This is a genomic window from Thioclava dalianensis, assembly GCF_000715505.1.
Lineage (GTDB): Bacteria > Pseudomonadota > Alphaproteobacteria > Rhodobacterales > Rhodobacteraceae > Thioclava > Thioclava dalianensis.
Window position 1 is genome coordinate 94,313 of the sequence record NZ_JHEH01000008.1, and the last position, 18,512, is coordinate 112,824.

At 62.5% G+C, this 18,512-nt stretch carries 19 protein-coding genes; 11 read left to right on the forward strand and 8 right to left on the reverse strand.

The annotated features are described in order from the left end of the window. Positions 1-3 precede the first annotated feature (3 nt). A complete protein-coding gene (locus tag DL1_RS08885) occupies positions 4-285 on the forward strand; it encodes an acyl carrier protein (protein WP_038065062.1) in 282 nt (93 codons plus the stop codon). Further along, the gene (locus DL1_RS08890) at positions 285-1,493 is read left to right on the forward strand and encodes a beta-ketoacyl-[acyl-carrier-protein] synthase family protein (protein WP_038065065.1); all 1,209 of its coding nucleotides are present in this window, start codon (positions 285-287) and stop codon (positions 1,491-1,493) included. The genes DL1_RS08885 and DL1_RS08890 overlap by 1 nt, the downstream gene beginning before the upstream one ends. A 92-nt stretch (positions 1,494-1,585) precedes the next feature. On the opposite strand, the gene DL1_RS08895 is transcribed toward DL1_RS08890, so the two are convergent. Continuing rightward, the gene (locus DL1_RS08895; protein WP_074854960.1) at positions 1,586-2,305 is read right to left on the reverse strand and encodes an invasion associated locus B family protein; all 720 of its coding nucleotides are present in this window, start codon (positions 2,303-2,305) and stop codon (positions 1,586-1,588) included. A 438-nt stretch (positions 2,306-2,743) separates the two neighbouring features. On the opposite strand from DL1_RS08895, the gene DL1_RS08900 reads away from it, so the two are divergent. Further along, complete coding sequence (locus DL1_RS08900; RefSeq protein WP_038065187.1) at positions 2,744-4,330, forward strand: helicase HerA-like domain-containing protein; 1,587 nt, start codon at positions 2,744-2,746, stop codon at positions 4,328-4,330. Here DL1_RS08900 and DL1_RS08905 read toward each other — a convergent pair. After that, positions 4,317-4,649: a DUF6477 family protein gene (locus tag DL1_RS08905; RefSeq protein ID WP_038065068.1), complete on the reverse strand. Its 333-nt coding sequence runs from the start codon at positions 4,647-4,649 to the stop codon at positions 4,317-4,319. The two genes, DL1_RS08900 and DL1_RS08905, sit on opposite strands and share 14 nt — an antisense overlap. Positions 4,650-4,860: 211 nt before the next feature. Here DL1_RS08905 and DL1_RS08910 point away from each other — a divergent pair, with 211 nt between their 5' ends. Next, positions 4,861-5,997, forward strand: a complete 1,137-nt coding sequence (locus DL1_RS08910; protein ID WP_038065071.1) for a DUF6456 domain-containing protein — start codon at positions 4,861-4,863, stop codon at positions 5,995-5,997. A gap of 149 nt (positions 5,998-6,146) precedes the next feature. Here the strand turns inward: DL1_RS08910 and DL1_RS08915 are convergent, their stop codons facing one another. Beyond that, on the reverse strand, positions 6,147-7,658 hold the full coding sequence (locus DL1_RS08915; RefSeq protein WP_038065075.1) for a catalase: 1,512 nt from the start codon (positions 7,656-7,658) through the stop codon (positions 6,147-6,149). Positions 7,659-7,762: 104 nt separating this feature from the next. Here DL1_RS08915 and DL1_RS08920 point away from each other — a divergent pair, with 104 nt between their 5' ends. Beyond that, a complete protein-coding gene (locus DL1_RS08920) occupies positions 7,763-8,659 on the forward strand; it encodes a hydrogen peroxide-inducible genes activator (protein ID WP_038065078.1) in 897 nt (298 codons plus the stop codon). 95 nt (positions 8,660-8,754) lie between these two features. On the opposite strand, the gene DL1_RS08925 is transcribed toward DL1_RS08920, so the two are convergent. Further along, positions 8,755-9,303: a peroxiredoxin gene (locus DL1_RS08925; RefSeq protein WP_038065081.1), complete on the reverse strand. Its 549-nt coding sequence runs from the start codon at positions 9,301-9,303 to the stop codon at positions 8,755-8,757. 99 nt (positions 9,304-9,402) lie between these two features. Here DL1_RS08925 and DL1_RS08930 point away from each other — a divergent pair, with 99 nt between their 5' ends. From DL1_RS08930 to aroQ, 4 genes are all read left to right on the forward strand, one after another. Next, positions 9,403-9,807, forward strand: a complete 405-nt coding sequence (locus DL1_RS08930) for a hypothetical protein (RefSeq protein WP_143081718.1) — start codon at positions 9,403-9,405, stop codon at positions 9,805-9,807. Between the two features lie 109 nt (positions 9,808-9,916). Continuing rightward, positions 9,917-10,867: a lipoyl synthase gene (gene lipA, locus DL1_RS08935; protein ID WP_038065087.1), complete on the forward strand. Its 951-nt coding sequence runs from the start codon at positions 9,917-9,919 to the stop codon at positions 10,865-10,867. Between the two features lie 64 nt (positions 10,868-10,931). Further along, positions 10,932-11,942 carry a zinc-binding metallopeptidase family protein gene (locus DL1_RS08940; RefSeq protein WP_038065089.1) on the forward strand — a complete coding sequence of 337 codons (1,011 nt, stop codon included), beginning with the start codon at positions 10,932-10,934 and terminating at the stop codon, positions 11,940-11,942. Positions 11,943-12,059: 117 nt separating this feature from the next. Beyond that, positions 12,060-12,503 carry a type II 3-dehydroquinate dehydratase gene (aroQ, locus tag DL1_RS08945; RefSeq protein ID WP_038065092.1) on the forward strand — a complete coding sequence of 148 codons (444 nt, stop codon included), beginning with the start codon at positions 12,060-12,062 and terminating at the stop codon, positions 12,501-12,503. Positions 12,504-12,509: 6 nt separating this feature from the next. Here the strand turns inward: aroQ and DL1_RS08950 are convergent, their stop codons facing one another. From DL1_RS08950 to DL1_RS21815, 4 genes are all read right to left on the reverse strand, one after another. Next, on the reverse strand, positions 12,510-12,794 hold the full coding sequence (locus DL1_RS08950) for a putative quinol monooxygenase (RefSeq protein ID WP_038065094.1): 285 nt from the start codon (positions 12,792-12,794) through the stop codon (positions 12,510-12,512). A 39-nt stretch (positions 12,795-12,833) separates the two neighbouring features. After that, positions 12,834-13,649, reverse strand: a complete 816-nt coding sequence (locus tag DL1_RS08955; protein WP_038065095.1) for a sulfotransferase family protein — start codon at positions 13,647-13,649, stop codon at positions 12,834-12,836. 210 nt (positions 13,650-13,859) lie between these two features. After that, a complete protein-coding gene (locus tag DL1_RS08960) occupies positions 13,860-15,371 on the reverse strand; it encodes a lipopolysaccharide biosynthesis protein (protein ID WP_038065097.1) in 1,512 nt (503 codons plus the stop codon). 61 nt (positions 15,372-15,432) lie between these two features. Further along, positions 15,433-16,335, reverse strand: coding sequence for a hypothetical protein (locus DL1_RS21815; protein WP_038065099.1), 903 nt, complete (start codon positions 16,333-16,335; stop codon positions 15,433-15,435). A gap of 280 nt (positions 16,336-16,615) precedes the next feature. On the opposite strand from DL1_RS21815, the gene DL1_RS08970 reads away from it, so the two are divergent. Next, positions 16,616-17,497, forward strand: coding sequence for a glycosyltransferase family 2 protein (locus DL1_RS08970; RefSeq protein WP_038065101.1), 882 nt, complete (start codon positions 16,616-16,618; stop codon positions 17,495-17,497). Between the two features lie 35 nt (positions 17,498-17,532). After that, on the forward strand, positions 17,533-18,477 hold the full coding sequence (locus tag DL1_RS08975; protein WP_038065102.1) for a glycosyltransferase family 8 protein: 945 nt from the start codon (positions 17,533-17,535) through the stop codon (positions 18,475-18,477). Positions 18,478-18,512: the final 35 nt, after the last annotated feature.

Sequence of the window (18,512 nt, forward strand, 5' to 3'; positions counted from 1 at the left end):
AAAATGAGGTCCGACGTGCAAAATCAAGTTCTCTCCATCATCGCGCGCGAAGCGCTGCGCGCTCCCGAAGATCTGCGCAATGAGATGACGCTCGACGAGCTGGGGCTCGACAGTCTGGGTCTGGTCGAGGTCATCTTTGCCATTGAAGAAACATTCGACGTCTCGGTGCCCTTCAACGCCAATGATCCGGCGGCGGCGCAATTCGATATCTCCTCGGTTGGCGCGATCATCGCGGCGGTCGAAAAGCTGATCTCCGGGGATACGCCGTCCGCGGCTGTCGCTTGATGCGGCGTGTTGTCATTACTGGCGCGGGCACGATTAACGCGCTGGCCGAAGGCGTGGCTGCAACCCATCGCGCGATGGCCGAGGGGCGTTGTGGGATCGGGCCGCTGAATTTTCCTGATGCGGATCGTTTGAATATTCGCATCGGCGCGCAGATCCGCGGCTTTGCACCGCAGGACCGTTTCGATCTCTCCAAGCTCGCGCTCTATGATGCGTTCACCCAATATGCGCTGGTCTCGGCAGATGAGGCGATGGCGCAGGCCGGGCTTGAGGCCGCACCGGATCCTGCGCGCTGGGGGGTGATCCTTGGCACGGCGGGCGGCGGTCATACGACGGCCAATGATGCCTATCGCGCGGTCTATGCCGATGGCAAGAACCGCGTCCATCCCTTCACCGTGCCCAAGCTGATGGCCAATGCAGCGCCCGCACATCTGTCGATCCGCTACGGGTTGCAGGGGCCGGGTTTCTCGGTGACGACGGCCTGTGCCAGTTCGAACCATGCGATTGGGCTGGCCTTTCAGATGGTCCGGGCGGGGCTCGCCGATGGCATGCTGACCGGCGGGTCTGAGGCGATGCTGAATTTCGGCGGCCTCAAGGCTTGGGAGGGGCTGCGGGTGATGTCTCCCGATGGCTGCCGTCCGTTCTCCGCTGATCGCAATGGGATGGTGCAGGGCGAGGGCGCGGGGGTCTTTGTCATCGAGACGCTCGAGGGCGCGCTGGCCCGAGGTGCCGCGCCGCTGGCCGAGATTGCGGGATTCGCGATGAATTCCGACGCGGGCGATATCGTGATGCCGGATCGAGACAGTGCTGCGCGCGCGATTGTGGGGGCGCTGGCCGATGCGGAGATGGCGCCCGAAGAGGTGGGCTATATCAACGCCCATGGCACGGGGACGGCGGCCAATGACCGCATCGAGACCGCCGCGATCCGGCAGGTCTTTGGCGCGCGCGCCGAGGCGGTGCCGGTCAGTGCAACCAAATCGATGCATGGGCATTGCATTGGCGGGACCGGCGCGGTTGAGCTTTTGGCCTGTCTGATGGCGCTGCGCGAGGGGGTGCTTGCGCCCACGCTCGGCTATGGCACACCCGATCCCGAATGTGACCTCGACTATGTGCCCAACACGGCTCGGCGGGGCGTCTCGGTGGGCGCGGTGCTCTCCAACGCCTTTGCCTTTGGCGGGTCCAATGCGGTGCTGGCTCTGCGCGCAATCTAGCGTGGGACGGCCAGAGACATCAAAAAACGCCGCACGAAGATGTGCGGCGTTTTTCTTTGATTTCAGCCTCTTGTGAGGCGATCTTCACGCGATTACTTCAGCGCGCCGCTTTCCTCATTGGCCTTCACCACCGCGTTATACGCATCGGTGAACCCGTTGAGCGAAATATCGGCGGAGACTTTCTTGTCCGGGGCCGCCAGCGGGACGATGGAAATCGTCGCCTTGCCACCTTTTTTATAGGCGTTGACCTCGGCGCTCGTCAGGCCGATCCGGGCAAAGCACCCCATCGGCTGACAGAAGGTGAACGGGTAGACGCGCGGATCGGACTTGTCGACTTGCACGGTCAGGTTCTGCGTCAACAGCGTGTCGAGCGGCACCATGATCGTGGCCCCAGCCTCGGCTTTGCCGCCCTTGGGCAGACCAAAGAGCGAGATATCAGCGATATTACCGCCGCCCGGGCCTTTGATGACCTGATAGATCTGGCACGGATCCTTGCCGTCTTTGGCCTTGATGCACTGCAGTGCCCAATCGCCATAGGTCGCTTTGGTATAGGTTTCGTCCTGCGGCGCCTGCTGCGGGGCGTTGCCTGCCGGAGCGGCGGGGGCTGCCTTGTCGTCGGCAGGGGCCGCCGGGGTGGTGGCATCTGCTGCCGGGGTGGTCGCATCCGAGCCGCTCGCGACAGGGGCGCTGCCTTGATCGGCCGTGGTGGCCGGGCTGGTTGCAGTGGTGGAATCGGTGCTGTCTTGAGCATAGGCCCCGTGAGCCATTCCAAGCACAAGTGCCAGCGCCAGCGGTTTCGTCAGTTGAGACATGGTTACTCTTCTCCTGAACCTCATTGCGCATGGGCTTAACATGCCGTTGCGGGCATGTCAGTGGTGAATTCGAGGGCTGAGTTCACGGATAAGCGCGTGACCGCTTAATGGGCGGGGCGGATGAATTTGCGCGGGCCCCATTAGGAAAGGGGCCCTTTCGGACCCCTCCCATTTCCCCCTGTCGGACTGGCCGACTTCGTCATTGCTGCAAAAGGTATTGTGGAAGAATTCACAGGTCAACAGGGAAAATTGAGCTGCTGTGAGGCCGCATCTCCCGAGTGGGGCCCAAAAAAAAGGCCGCGCAGTGCTACGCGGCCCAGTCAGACAGGGAGGACAAGTCGCGCGCCCAGGAAAGAAGAGAGGCGCGACATGAACACTCTGGCACAAAAGGGTAAAATTAGTATTCTGCGCGCACGATTTTTTGCATTGGGGGCAATCATGACCGGAGTTCTGACCGATGGCGGTGTCTTCGTGGGCGGTGGCGGTGCGGATTACGGCGTGCCGCAGGAGCTGGCGCTGAAATACGGCAATCGCCATGGTTTGATTGCCGGGGCCACAGGGACGGGCAAGACGGTGACGCTGCAAATCCTCGCCGAAGGGTTCTCGAGCGCGGGCGTTCCGGTCTTCATGGCCGATGTGAAGGGCGATCTGTCGGGAATTGCGGCGGCGGGCTCCGAGGCGGGCAAGCTGCATGGCGCCTTCACCGAGCGCTCAAACACAATCGGGTTCGATCTGAGCTATCGCAGCTTTCCAACCGTGTTTTGGGACATGTTTGGCGAAAAGGGCCATCCGGTGCGCACGACGGTCTCGGAAATGGGGCCGCTTCTTCTGAGCCGTCTGATGGGACTGTCAGAGGCGCAGGAGGGGGTCATCAACATCGCTTTCCATCTGGCCGATAAGGAGGGGCTGGCGCTGCTGGATCTCAATGATCTGCGCGCGATGCTGCGCCATGTGGGCGAGCAGGCCGATCAGATTGAACTGGAATATGGCAATGTCGATACCCGCTCGATCGGGGCTATTCAGCGTCAGCTTCTGGTGTTGGAAAATCAGGGCGGCGACAAGTTCTTTGGCGAGCCCGCGCTGGAGCTCTCCGACCTGATCCGCACCGATTCAAGCGGCATGGGCCAGATCAACCTGCTGGCCGCCGACAAGCTGATGTCGAGCCCGCAGCTTTACGCGACCTTCCTGCTCTGGCTGCTCTCGGAGCTGTTCGAGGAGCTGCCCGAGATCGGCAATCCCGACAAGCCCAAGCTGGTCTTCTTCTTCGACGAGGCGCATCTGTTGTTTGACGACGCGCCCAAAGCGCTGGTGGATAAGGTCGAGCAGGTGGCCCGGCTGATCCGCTCGAAAGGGGTCGGGGTCTATTTCATCACCCAGAACCCCGCCGATGTGCCTGACGGGATTCTCAGCCAGCTTGGCAACCGGGTGCAGCATGCGCTGCGTGCCTTTACTGCGCGCGATCAGCGCGATTTGCGCCGGGCTGCGGAGAATTACCGCGCCAACCCGGCTTTCGACACCGAACTTGCGATCAAGGAGGTTGGCACGGGGGAGGCGGTGACTTCGTTCTTGCAAGCCAAGGGCGTGCCGGGAATCGTTGAGCGCACTTTGGTGCGCCCGCCGCAATCGCGGCTGGGTCCGCTGAGCGCGCAGGAGCGAGCGCAGGTGATGGCAGAATCGGCCTTTGGCACGAAATACGACACGCCGATTGATCGCGAGTCGGCGCAGGAGATTCTCGCGCAGCGCGCCGAGGCCGCAGCGCAGGAAGCCGCCAAGGCCGAGGCCGACGCGCAAGCAAAGGCGCAGGCCCCGGCGGCGCGTTCCGAGCTGGAAGACAGTTTCGACGGTTTCAACAATGCGCGCCGCTATCAGCCCGCGACCAAAACCGCCCGCAAGACGCAGGCCCGCTCCGGCCGTTCGGATTCGGTGATGACCACCTTTGGCAAATCGCTGGCACGCCAGCTTGGCACCAAGACGGGACAGGCACTGGTGCGCGGCGTGCTGGGATCGCTTTTCAAGTCGCGCTGAGATCGGTACTTTTGGGCGTGGCGGCCATGATGCGCACGAGCCGCGCCTCAGCCATCACGGCGATCAGGATCTCGATATGGCGGGTGAGGCTGTAGCCGGCCTCACCGTTTTTGCGCAGCATTTCCAGCTCGGCCTCTTGCGCGATCAGCTCGATCAGAGCGCTGACCGGGCGCGGCGCCTCATTGCGGCGCATCAGCCGCTTGAGATCACGCGCCCGGTTATAGTCGCGCAGCCCAAAGCGCGCCGCGCGCACCAGCAGTTTCGGGCGGCGCAGCTCTGCGAGAATTTGCGTCAGGTCGGGATGCGAATGGGCGGTCATGTGAGCCTCCAGGTTGTGGGGCTCCAGAATGATATGCCTGACCCGGGTGTTGCGTTCGGTCCCGGGTCGCCGGGCGCTCGGCAAGGAAATCTTTAGGAAATTTAAGGAATCCTTACCCACGCCCCGTATCTTAACGAAGGGGTAATAAAAGCAACCCACGGTTGTTGATAACAGAGCTGCCGGGATCTCCCGGTGTCATCTGGGGGAGCATATGAATTCGACTGCACCTGAGCCGGCGGCCTTTCCCGCCTGGCTGCCTGATCCTGCCCGTTTATACATCCGCCATGTCGAGCAGGGCATTCCATTGCGTGTGTTGGCACGTGATGAGGGCTGTGCGGCCTCGACGATTCTGCACCGCGTGCGCCGGATCGAGGCGCGCCGGGACGATCCGCTGGTCGATGAAGCTCTCGAGCGGCTCGGGCGTGCGGGGGCGGAAATGCCCGCCAACGCGCCCTCAGCGCCGCCTGCAACCGTCCTTGAAAAGGACCAACCCGCCATGACTGCCCCGTTCCGCCCCTGTGATATTCCCGCCGATGAAGCCCAACTGATGCGCGAGGCCCAACGGATCCTGCGCCGCCTGACCGAGCCGGGTGCGCTCTTGGTCGTCTCGACCGAGATGGAGAAATCGGTCGTGCTGCGCGGCACAGTGCGCACGGCAGTGTTGGATCGCGCGGTGGCGCAGGCATTTGCGCTCAAGGACTGGATCGAGGTGGCCCATGCCGGACGCGTGACAAGCTACCGGGTGACGCAGGCCGGGCGCGCAGCGCTGCGCCGGATTCTGGAGCAAGAGGAGCCTGCGGGCGGTCCCTGCGAGGACGGGGCGCAACCGTTTGCTGCGCAACACCGGGAGTTTGGCACCCGCGCGGGCACTGATCCCGAGGGCACGCGGCGGCGGATGCGCGCGAACCTGTCGGAAAGCCCGCTTGGCGCGCTGGCGCGGCGGCGCGACCGGGATGGCACGCCGTTTCTCAGCGCCGAGCTGGTCGCTGCGGGCGAGCGGTTGCGCGAGGATTTCGAGCTGGCGCAGATGGGGCCGCGCGTCGGGCAAAACTGGGAGCGCTTTCTCACCGGCGGAGGGGGGCGCGGGCAATACCGCCCCGATCTCACGCAAGGTGGCGGCGGCTCGGAGCGCGCCCGTGAGCGCGTGGCCCTCGCGCTGCGCGATCTGGGGCCGGGTCTGGGCGATATGGCGCTGCGTTGCTGCTGTTTTCTCGAAGGGCTGGAGGCGGCGGAGAAGCGGCTTGGCTGGTCTGCGCGCTCGGGCAAGATCGTGCTGCGCATCGCGTTGCAGCGCCTCAAGCAGCATTACGACGAGACCTATGGCGGTGCGAGCCCGCTGATCGGGTGAGGGGGCTGTGCCCCCAACGCTCAAACCCCGTTGAGGATTGAGCGTCTCGCCTAGGATATTTGGATCAAGAGGAAGCTGATAAGAAAACAGGCGCGAGGGGGCTCCCTCGCGCCTGATCGGTGTTTGAGCCTAAACGCGTGGGCCTTGGATTACTTGGCCGGCTCGTTTGCATGCTGGGGCGTCTCGTCGGTCACGGGGACCGCGTTGACATCGCCCGCTTCCTTGAGTGCGCGGCGCACGCCCGCCTCATAGTCGGGATGGACGCGCTTGAGCACGGCCAGCCAGCGTTCGGTCACGCTTTCCGAGCATGGGCCCATTGCCGCCGCCATGTTATGGTGCAGGCGGTCGCGCTCGCCCTGATCCATCACCTCGGCATAGAGCGCGCGGGGCTGGACGTAATCGGCATCCGCATCTTCTTGCACATACCGATCCGCATCGCCAGAGATCGCAAGCGGCGGCTCTGCGACACTCGGGTCGGCCACGGCGGCCTCAGCGTATTGGTTGGGCTCGTAATAGGCATCGACATGGCCGGTTTGCGGCGGGAAGAACCGCATCGAGCCGTCTTTGTGGTAGTGATGCACGTCCGATTTCGGCGCATTGGCGGGCAGGGCCTCGTAATGCGTGCCCAGACGGTAGCGATGCGCGTCGGCATAGGAGAAGACGCGGGCTTGCAGCATCTTGTCAGGGCTGTAGCCGATCCCTGGCACCTTGTTGGACGGGCTATAGGCCGCGTTCTCGACATGGCTCCAGTAATTCTCGGGCACTTGGTTCATTTCCAGCTCGCCCACCTCGATCAACGGGTAGTCGCCATGCGGCCAGACCTTGGTCAGATCGAACGGGTTGAAGCCCGCGGTTTCAGCGTCTTTCTCGGGCATGACCTGAATGTAGAAGGTCCATTTCGGGTGGTTCCCGGTCTCGATCATGTTCACGAGATCTTCCTGATAGCTCTCGCGGGTCTTACCGATCAGCGTCTCGGCTTCGGCATTGGTGTAATGCTTGTGGCCTTGCTGGGTCTTGAAGTGGAACTTGACCCAGACCCGCTCGCCCTGCGCATTCCACATCGAGTAGGTGTGGCTGCCATAGCCGTTCATATGGGCGGGGTTCACCGGGATGCCGCGGTCCGACATCAGAATGGTGACCTGATGGACGCACTCGGGTTGGGCGGCCCAGAAATCAAACATCGCCTCGGGGGAGCGCAGGTTGGTTTTCGGGTGGCGCTTCTGGGTGTGGATGAAGTCGGGGAATTTATAGGCATCGCGCACGAAGAAGACGGGCGTGTTGTTGCCCACCATGTCCCAGTTGCCGTCCTCGGTGTAAAATTTGAGGCTGAAGCCCCGCACGTCGCGCTCGGCATCGGCGGCCCCTTGCTCGCCCGCGACGGTCGACCAGCGCGAGAGCACTTCGCAGCTATTGCCGACCTTCGAGAACAGCTTGGCGCAGGTGTATTTCGTGATGTCTTTGGTCACGGTGAACTTGCCTTGCAAGCCCCAGCCTTTGGCATGCACCGTGCGCTCCGGGATCCGCTCGCGGTTCTGATGCGCAAGTTTTTCAAGGAGTTGGTAGTCCTGCATCAGGACGGGACCGCGCGGGCCCGCGGTCTCTGAGGTGTTGTTGCTGGGAACGGGCGCACCACCCGAGGTGGTCAGCGTCGTCTTGGCCATGGGATCCTCCGCACAATTGGCATTGTCTGTGTCAACGAACAGTATGGGCTTTTCGATCCATAAAGAGAAATTGTATATCCTTCGTGTCACGATAGGATTGGGTTATGAATATTACAGTGCGTCAACTCACTTACCTGCGTGCGCTGGCCGAGGCGCGCTCATTCTCGAGCGCGGCGCAAGCGGTGCATGTCAGCCAGCCTGCGCTTTCGGTGCAGATCCGCGAACTGGAGAGCCAAGTGGGCCAGCCGCTGGTCGAGCGCCGTCCGCGCGATGTGCGTCTGACGCGGGCCGGGCGGCGGGTGTTGCTCGCCGCGGAAAGGGTGGCGGCAGAGCTACGCGCGCTTGAGGCTGAGGCGCGGCGCGGCTTGGGGCAGGTCAATCTGGGGATGATCCCGACGATTGCGCCCTATCTGCTGCCCGCGAGCCTGCCCGATCTGCGCGTTCAGACCGCGCTGCGGCTGCGCGAGGCACAGACGGAGGAGCTGCTTGAGGCGCTCGCACAGGGCACGATCGATGCGGCGGTGATCGCAACACCCGCGCCGGACTTCCATGAAGAGCCCCTGTTCGAGGATCGCTTCTTGCTGGCGGGGACGCCCGATTTTCTGGCGCTCAACCGGGGGCTTGCGCCGCAGGCCATCGATCCCGACACGCTTTTGTTGCTCGATGAGGGGCATTGTCTGGCCGATCAGGCGCTGGCTTTGTGCGGCCTGACGCGGGCGCGCCAGCGGGTCGATCTGGGGGCCTCGTCGCTCTCGACCCTATGTGCGCTGGCCGGGCAGGGGATGGGCTTGACGCTGGTGCCCGAGATCGCGGCGGCGCCCGAGACCCGCGCGATGCCGATGCTTTCGCTGATGCGCTTTGCCGAGGAACCCGCGCGCCATGTCCGGCTGGTGCGGCTGCGCGATTGCGACGATGCGGCGATGTGGTTTGACCCGCTGGTAGGGCTTTTGCGCAAAGCGGGAGAGGCGCTGGTGGCCGAGGCGCGGCGCGGCTTTGCCTGAGCCGGGTTGGGCTGCGGCCTGCCATCGGAGAATATGAAAAAGCCGGGACGCGCGCGCAGGCGGCCCCGGCTTTCAAATAAAGTGCCTGTGCCGATTTACGCGGCGGCTTCCTGATTGGCCTCGCGCAGCCAGTTGAGCACTGTTTCCGGCGAGGAAACGCCATAGGGGTCTTCGCCGTGATTGTCGCTCAGGCCGGGCTCTTCGAACCACGCCTCGATCACGCCGTCATTGACGATGGCGGCATAGCGCCACGAGCGCAGACCAAAGCCCAGATTGTCCTTGCGCACCAGCATGCCCACGCGGCGGGTGAACTCGCCCGAGCCATCGGGGATGACCTGAACGTTCTCAAGGCCCTGCGCTTTCGACCACTGGTTCATCACGAAGCTATCGTTGACCGAGAGGCAGTAGATCGAGTCGACGCCTTGCTCCGCGAAATCGCCAAAGCCCTTTTCGAAGCCGGGCAGCTGGTAGGTGGAGCAGGTCGGCGTGAAGGCGCCGGGCAGGGCGAACAGCACGACCCGCTTGCCCTTGAAGTAGTCCGAGGTGGTTTTGTCTTCCCAGCGGAACGGATTGTCGCCGCCGATGCTTTCGTCGCGCACACGCGTGTGGAAGGTGACTTCGGGCAGTTTCGAACCGGGTTGCATCGGATCTCCTATCGGTTGGGGAGGGTGGATTTAGATCGGTTCCAAACTAGCGAAATCGGGGATAGGTCTCAATACCTGACTTGGCAGTTGCAGCGAGATATGCTGCGCGTGCATATCGGACTTTTGACACGCCGCCTGTCGCGAAGAATTTTTCGAAAGGAGCCGCTATTTGACTTACGCTCGTATAAAAATTTGTGGCTGAACGTCCCCGATGGCGGGTTCGTTTCCGTAGGTTTGGGTGAAAGATACACGCTGCGTGCCAAAGCGCGCGATCCTGCCAAGCGCGATCTTATTATTAGTCTCATGCATGTGGCGGCCACCAAAGCCGAGGCTATCGGAATTCTCAATGAAGTGTCGCGAAGGATGAACGATGAAGAGGGTCCGACGGTCCAGACCAATCTGAGCGCGCCCAAGGGGACTCCGCGCTACCTGAAGGTGGCCTTCGTCATCGGGGTGGGGGTGCCGATCGTGATGGCATTTTACGAATTCGTCTCGGGCGGCTAACCTTTGGGTATCGCATCACGCGCTGCATAGCTGCCCTGCACGCAAAAATTTGCATCCCGGGCGCAATGGGCTTATGTGACAGGCAACCCATAATCGGAAAGGATCTCCGATGCGCGATCTCAAGATGCCCGGCGAACGCCACCCTGAAAAGGCGCATCGCGCCACCAATGCCCAGCCCAAGAAGCCCGACTGGATTCGCGTCAAGGCGCCGACCTCGGAGGGCTATAAGAAGACCCGCGATATTCTCAAGGAAAACAAGCTGGTCACGGTCTGCGAAGAGGCGGGCTGTCCGAATGTCGGCGAGTGCTGGAGTCAGGGTCACGCCACCATGATGATCATGGGCGAGATCTGCACGCGGGGCTGTTCGTTTTGCAACGTGGCTACGGGCCGTCCCGATGATCTCGACCAGTTCGAGCCGGGCCGGGTTGCCCATGCGGTGCAGACGCTCGGGCTGAACCACGTCGTGATCACCTCCGTTGACCGCGACGATCTCGACGATGGTGGGGCAGAGCATTTCGCCCAGACGATCCGCGCCGTGCGCCACCGCGCGCCCAATACCACGATCGAGATCCTGACGCCCGACTTCCTCAAATGCGCCCCCGCCGCGCTGGAGAAAGTCGTCGAGGCGCGTCCCGACGTGTTCAACCACAATCTTGAAACCGTGCCGGGGCTCTATCCCGGCGTGCGCCCCGGTGCGCGCTATTTCCACAGCCTGCGCCTGTTGCAGCGCGTCAAGGAACTCGACCCCACGATGTTCACCAAATCTGGCATTATGGTGGGCCTGGGCGAAGAAGCGCCGCAAGTGCGGCAGGTGATGGACGACATGCGCTCGGCCGATGTCGATTTCCTGACCATCGGGCAATATCTTCAGCCGACGCCCAAGCACCATGCGGTGGAGCGCTTTGTCACGCCCGAGGAATTCGCGTCTTACGAAAAAGCGGCCTATGGCAAGGGGTTCTTGATGGTGTCGGCCACGCCGCTCACCCGTTCGAGCTACCATGCGGGCGATGATTTCGCGCGGATGCGGGACAACCGGCTAAAGAAACTCGGGCGCGCTTGAGGCTTTAGGAAACCAAACGCATGCCGTCGCGTTGATGGGGGCCCCTCTAGTCTGGAAGGCCCGAATGCAGCGTTTTCAATGCCCCGCTTGCGCCAGCGAGATCTGGTTTCACAACACCAATTGCCTCCATTGTGGCACCGGTCTGATCTGGAAGTCGGAGCGTGCCGCCTTTGTGCGCCGTGACGCAAGCACCCCGCCCTGCGCCAATCGCTCGGTCATTCATTGCAACTGGCAGGCGGCGCCGGGGGAGACGCTGTGCTCTGCGTGCCGACATACCACGGTCGTGCCCGATCTGTCGGTGCCCGGCAATGATGTGAAATGGGCGCGGATCGAGACCGATAAGCGCGCGCTTCTGGCGCTGCTGTCGGATCTGGGCCTCCCGCTTGTCGATGCCGATGGCGCGCCGAGCCCTCGGTTCGAATTTCGCGCCGATCCCGCAGATCCTAGCCGTCCGCGTGTGCTGACGGGCCATGCCAACGGGGTGATCACGCTCAATATCGCCGAGGCCGATGATGCTGAGCGCGAACGGATTCGCACGCAAATGGGCGAGCCCTACCGCTCGCTGCCCGGTCATCTGCGCCATGAGGTAGCCCATCACTTCTGGCAGGTGCTCGTGCAAAGCGATCCCGCGCGGCTTGAGACGATCCGGGCGGTGTTTGGCGATGATCGGGCCGATTACGCGGCCTCCTTGCAAAACCATTACAAAAACGGGCCGCCGCAGAATTGGACGGCAAGCTATGTGTCAGCCTATGCCAGCGCGCATCCTTGGGAGGATTTCGCCGAAAGCTGGGCGCATGTGCTGCATCTGCTCGACGGTCTGGAAACCGCAAGCGCCTATAGCCTTCTCGGGCCCTCCGGGCTTCCGGGCGATGTGGCAAACCTTGTGGGCGTGCCGATGAGGCGGCTGTCGGGGCCTTGGATCCATCTCTCGATCGCGCTCAATGCAGTGAATGCGGCGATGGGGCATGCGAGCTTTTATCCCTTCGTGCTCAGCCCCGATGTGCTGGGCAAACTCGACACGATCCGCGCGCTGATTGCCTCGGCCCGGGGCGAGGCGGCGGAGGGCGCGCATTAAAGGCGATCCACGCCCGTCGCCATTTAGTTTTTCCTTGGTCCTTCCGCGCCTTGCAGGTAAAGCAGGCAGGGTAATTCCGGCGCGCAGTTCCTGCCGCGCCCGTCTCGGGAGGCACTGATGTCGAAGACGATCCATATTCTCAACGGTCCGAACCTGAACCTGTTGGGCAAGCGCCAGCCCGAGATCTACGGCACCGATACGCTCGATGATGTGCGCACGCTTTGCGCCGAGATCGCGCATGAGGCGAAATTCAAGGTCGAGCTGTTCCAGTCCAATTACGAGGGCGCAATCGTCGATCAGATCCATGAGGCCCGTGAGAAGGCCTGCGCGATCGTGATCAATGCGGGCGCCTATACCCATACTTCGGTGGCCATTCTCGATGCGCTCAACACGTTTGAGGGGCCGGTTTTCGAGGTGCATATCTCGAATGTCTACAAGCGCGAGGCGTTCCGCCACCACTCCTTCATCTCGGGGCGCGCGGATGGTGTGCTTGCCGGGTTCGGGATCGAGGGCTATGGGCTGGCGGTGCGGCGGGTGATCTCGCTTCTGGCAAAAGACTAAGCGCGCCTAGCCCGCCTCATCTTGCAAGATCGAATAGTCCCGCGCGATGCCGGCGGTCGCATGGCCCCAAGCCGATCCTTTCACACGTGCCTGATGCAAATCGAACGCGTGGCGGTTGGTGAATGTCTCGCGCACCTCCCAGACGAGAGGGCTGTCCGCCGGGGTGACCTCGAACAGCAGACAGCCCGGCTCTCGCCGCGTGAGCCTGATATGTTCGGGCAGGTAATCGCGCACGATTGCGGCCTCGGCCTCATTGGCGCAGATCAATCGTCCGGTCAGGGTCAAGGCCATCTAAGCCTCCGTTAAGATGCGTCCGCGCCCGCGCCGCGCTCACAAGTCATAGCCAAACGCGCTCCAGATGCCGCTGCCGTAGCGGGTGCCCTCGTGATGGGCGAAATACTGGTCATTGGAGTTGCGCATCTGTTGATGGCGTGCCTCGAGCTCTCCGCCGTTTTCCCGCGGCGTGAGATCGAGAAAACTGCCCAGCCGGGAGATTTCCCCATCGGGGTCCTGCGTCAGATCCTCGTAGCGGATCTGGATGCAATCCTCGGGGCTGAAATCGTCTACCGCTTTGGAATAGGCCACGTTCCAATGCATCATCAGCTCGGGCAGCGAGGTGCCCGACCATTTTTGCGTAGCAGCCGACACGGCGCGCGGATCGCGGGTCATGATCACGAAACGGGCCTCGGGAAAGACCTTCCGCAGCCACCAGATCTTGGTCAGGTTGGGCGGGGATTTTTCCAGAAGGACGGGGGCGTCGCCGACGATGAACCGGCTCCATTCGTCGAGCAATTGCGCGCGGCAAGCGGCGAAATCCGTGCGCGCGCTCAGCGCGTCTTCCATCGGCTGGCTGAAGGCGAAACGCCCCGGGCCACCAAAACTCCAAGCTGGCTCAAAGACCGACTGCATGTGCTGGCCTTCGCTTTCGGGCACATCGGCGCGCAGGTAGCTCAGCGCGTAGCGCGCCGCCAGCAACCGCTCAAGCAGGGTCGTGCCGCTGCGATGCAGCCCGCAGACAAAGACCAACCGATCAATTTCGGGCGCGTCGTTATACTCGATCTCGGGAAGCCGCGCGGGCTCGGTGGGGCGCGGCTCTGCGCCGCGCAACAAGGGTATCCGCTTGGCGATCTTTCCTACGACAGACATGACGGCCCTTTCTTCAAAAGCGATGTCCGGGCCGAGCGTCTTGCCGGGGCCCTCGAGGAGATATGCGTGACGCTGGCACCTGCAAAACTATGAGGCCGGGGGCAAAATGGCGCAAGACTGCGCAGGCAAGAAATGCTGCAGATGCGCGGTAGTGCGCGCATCCGTTTTGCATTTGAGGGTTTTTCGTTTATTTTTCAGGCTGTCTCGGCGTCACGCCGGGGGTGCTGCTTTGCGGCGTTTGGCCAAAAGCTTCTGGGAAAGCTGGACGATTTCGGTCTCGGCGCCCTCCTTGCGACCGCGCAGGCGCCAGATCACCCAGAGCGTGGCGATATAGGCAAGCGCGCCGAGCAGGATCAGACCGACAAGCCGGGCGGTCTCGGCGATCCAATTTGGCTGAACCGAGACGAGCAAGCCCAGACCAAAGACCATGAGCGCCATCACCACCACGCCTGCCAATGGCCGGATGACAAAGCTCAGATGCCCCTTGAGCCCCACATCGGTGATCTTTCCGACCAGCGACATGTTCAGCACGACATTGGCGAATGTGGCCAGCGCATTGCCGATCAAGCCGCCGATCAGCATGCCATAGGCGCTTTGGGAGCCAAGATAGATCCCCGCCAGCATCAGCGGCCAGCGGATCACGAAGGCGCGGATGTCGCGATAAAACAGCGCCTTGGTGTTGCCCGTGGCCATGGCAATCGGCTGGATCGCGGCGGTGGCCTGCATCGCGACCGAGATTGCCTGCAGCTGAATAACCGGGATCGCGGCCTCCCATTTCGCGCCAAGCACCAGATAGACAAGGTCATGGGCCACCACCGCAAGCCCGAAGGCGAAGGGGAAAATCCACGAACAGGCCACGCCCTGCGCGCGGATATAGGCCGATCTGAGCTGATCCTTGTTGTTTTTGAATCGCGAGAAGGCGGGGAAGAACGTGTCTTGGACCGGTTGGGCGAGCTGGCCGATCACCACGCCCGTCACGCGAATGCCGAAGCTGTACTGTCCCAGCAATCCCGTCGGCAGCACGGCGCCGAAGACGAGCGGGTTGGCGCGCCAGTTGATCGCCTGAATCCATGTGCCAAAGGTGATCCAGATCGAGAATGAGAGGATCTCGCGACAGCGGCTGAAGGTTACACGCGGACGGTAGGGATAGAGCAGAAACGAGATCACCACCCGCGCCATATCCGAGACGACCGCGCCGAATACCAGCGCCCAATAGGAGCGAAACACGATGGCCAGAACGAGCGCCACGATGAAGCCGGCTGCCTTCTCACCCACCTTCAGAAGGAAGGCCTGATGGAAGACCAACTCACGCTGGAAAATCGCCAGTTTCGGGTTGATAAAGCCGCTGAAGGCAACCGAGGCGGCCATTACCAGCAAGATATCCTGTAGCCGGATATCGCCGTAAAACATCGCCACCGGATAGGACAGCGCTGCAATTAAGCCGCCCAGGATAAGCGAGCGCAGCACAGACATGCTCCAGACCGTGTCGAAATGCGCCTCGCTCGGATCGTCATGCTGTACCAGCGCCTCAGAGAGCGGCATTTCGGCAATCGAGGTCAGGATCATCATGAAGGCCACGCAGATTGCCACGAGGCCGAAATCTTCCGGCATCAACAGCCGGGCCATGATGATGGTGCTGATAAAGCCGAGCGAATTGGCGATGATACTGCCAAAGGCAATCCATGCCGCCCCTTTCAAAAGCCGCGACCGGGTCTCGCTCATCGGGTCTGTTCCTTGCTCAATTGCGCGCAGTCCTGTCGTGGCTTTGGGCAGGGGGCGCCCCTCAGCCCAAAAATATGATGTCCTCGCGGGCGGCGATCTGCGCGAGATCGTCGCGGTAGATCGCAGCCAGCCGTGCGCGCTCGTCCTCGGGCCATGGCGCGAACCGGTCAGCGCGATCGCGCATCGGGTGGGCATGTTCCAGCGCCTGCATCCGGAAGACGCGCTCGGCGATGCTCAGATTGACCGGGCTGGAGGCCATCTTGCGGATCGCGGTGTCCGAGGCGCTGGCGCGGACCTCGGGGGCGTCAAGCGGCGCGAGGGTCTCTGCCGCATTCCCGCAAAGTGCCGCGAGGATCTGGGGCTCGGTCGTGCGAAAGCTCTCATAGCTCCAAACGGTGATCCGGGCGTCCGGAAAAACCGCACGGATCGCGTCGATCACACCGGGCCATTTGCCCGCCGGGTCGCTGTGCCAGGCCATGAAGACCTCGGGCGAGGGCATGGGCCAGAACCGCAAAGCCTCGCCATACATCGAGGCCAGAAACTCGGGGTAGGCGCGCAGGCATAAAAAGATCTCGACGGGTCGGTCGGGCAGGGTTGCCGCCAGCACGCTGAGCCGGTCGCGCGCCTCCGGGTAGAAGCCGCCCTCGATGAAGGCATTGCACTCGCCGATGAAATTCTCCTCCGAGAGGATCACCGGCGCGTCGATTTCAAACCACTCCTCCATCTGAGCGGTGAATGTATCGCGGCCCTCGCGCTGCCGCAAAAGTCGGCGCAGCGCAGAGCGAGACTGTTGGGTCTTGTGACGCTCGAAGGCGCCTTTGAAGACCGGGCGCACGTCCTCTGTCGGCCAATAGGCAATCCCGGCATCGGCCAAATGTTTGCGATTGCTGTTGAGCCGGTGCTGTAGATAGGTCGTCGCGGTCTTATGGGCACCAAGGTGCAGTCGAATGACGGGATCGGTCACATCACAGTCTCCAAACTGGCCGCAGGGGGAGGGCGGCGGCCCGTCGCAATCGAGGAGCGTAGAGAGAGGCATTTGTAAACTCAAGCACGCAATCGCTCCTATGCGCGAGAAATTGCTGCACTGCGGCGTCACGGGCCCCACACAGGCTTGCGCAATCGCGTGGGGCAGGTAACGTTGCATGTGAAGGCGGCACATTGCCCGATTCCTGAGCTGTAAGCCGGGCGCTCTTTGGGGGGAGAGCGGCGCTCATTGACGTAGCGATCTGTAGCGAGATGACATCATGGCCCTCTCTGACGCGCCCGCCAATGCCACAGAGCCTGCGCCGCTCGCGGAGGCATCGACCTCCGATCTCCCACGCTATGCGGCGCTGATCCGGGCCTATGACTGCGCGCCGGTCCTGCGCTATGCGATCCAGAAGCTGCAAAGCCAGACCCATCCGCCCGCCGAGATCCTGATTGTGGATTCCTCGAACAATCCCGAGACTTCTGCGAAGTTTGCAGCGCTCGGCGCGCGGGTCGTGCTTTACCCCGACGAGCCGTTCAACTATTCCAAGGCGATCAATGTGGGCGTCGCGGCCAATCCCCATCCCTATACGTTCATCATCAGCAGCCATGTGCTGTTGGATGATCCGGGAATGATCGCGGCCGGGTTTGAGGCGCTGCGGGCGCGGGCGCTCGAAATCGTCTATTGGGGCCCGCGCCCGTTTTCAGAGCCCGAGGCCATCCTAACCGAGATCGACACGCGGCGCTTTAACGGAGGCAACGGTCTGTCCAACAGCGCGGCCATGGTGCCCACTCAGCTGTTGCGCGCGCGCGTCTTCCGCCCCGAAGTGTTCTCCGCCGAAGATCAGGAATGGAGCCGCTACTATTTCTCGCATGTCGGCAAAGCGATGTTGCGGGTGGAAAGCCCGAAGTTTTTCTACCTCAATCCCAATCATGGGATGAACTGGAGCATGGCGAAAGTGCTCAATGAGGAGCTGGCGATCGGTCATTTCGTCAATCGCCGCCTGATCATGCCCGACCGGATCGCCGCGCGGTTCTTGCGCGGGATTCTGGCCACTCTGCGCCGCAGGCCCGACCGGGCGCGGCTGCATTTCGGCGTGGCGCGCGATCTCTTCTGGGCCAATTTCCGTCAGCCCACACGCAATTCACGATATTTCTGAGCGGCCCTTACGGGGCACGCCTGACTGGGGGCTTGATGAGCACGACCGAGCAGATCACGCCGTCCGACAGCGGCACGCCACCGGATCCCGATTGTATCGACGTGATCTGCGTCACCGATGCCAATTACGCCCCGCATTTTGCGGCACTCGCCAAGTCGATTGAGCAGACCAAGGGCCCGGAGCGCGTGCGGGTGCATGTCATTCTCGACACGGTGGAGCAGACGTTGGCCGATCAGCTTGTGGCCTCGGCGCCCGGGCTTGAGATCAAGACCTATCTGATCACCGAGCATCGCGCACTTGCGCTACCACCGCTGTTGCAGATCAGCCGGGCCACCTATCTGCGCCTGATCATGGAGGAAATCCTTGATCCGGCGCTCAAACGAGTGATCTATCTCGATATCGACATGATCGTGACGGGCAGCCTGCGCGCTTTGTGGCTCAGTGATCTTGAGGGGCGGCCCTGTGCTGCGGTGTGCGATCCGGGCATGGAACCGGCGGTCTTCGCGCAGCGCTTTGGGTTGAGCGGCGCGCATCCTTATCTCAACGCGGGCATGCTGTTGATCGATCTGGAAGCGGCCCGCCGCACCGGATTTCTGACGTGCGCGCTCGAACATCTTTTGGAAGGCGCACATGACTTTGAATTCGCCGATCAGGATGCGTTGAACCTTGTGCTCTGGGGCAATTGGACCGCGCTTTCGCCGATCTGGAATTATCAGCGCAAGTTCCTCTATGACGATTTTCCCTATGAGCCCGGTGCCAGCGGGGCCGGGGCTGCCCCTCGGATCGTGCATTTCACCGAAAGCGCCAAGCCGTGGCAGGCGGGCGAATGGCACCCTTTGGCGTGGCTGTATTGGAAATACCTGCGCATGACGCCGTTTGCGGCCCAGATCATGGCGCGCGAAAGGGTGGGGCGGATGCGGCTTGCGAAATTCTGGCTGAAATATCGGCTCAAAGGCGGCACGGCAGGCGGTTTAAGCTGAGAGCAGCGCTTTTGCGGGCCGACGCCCAATAAGGG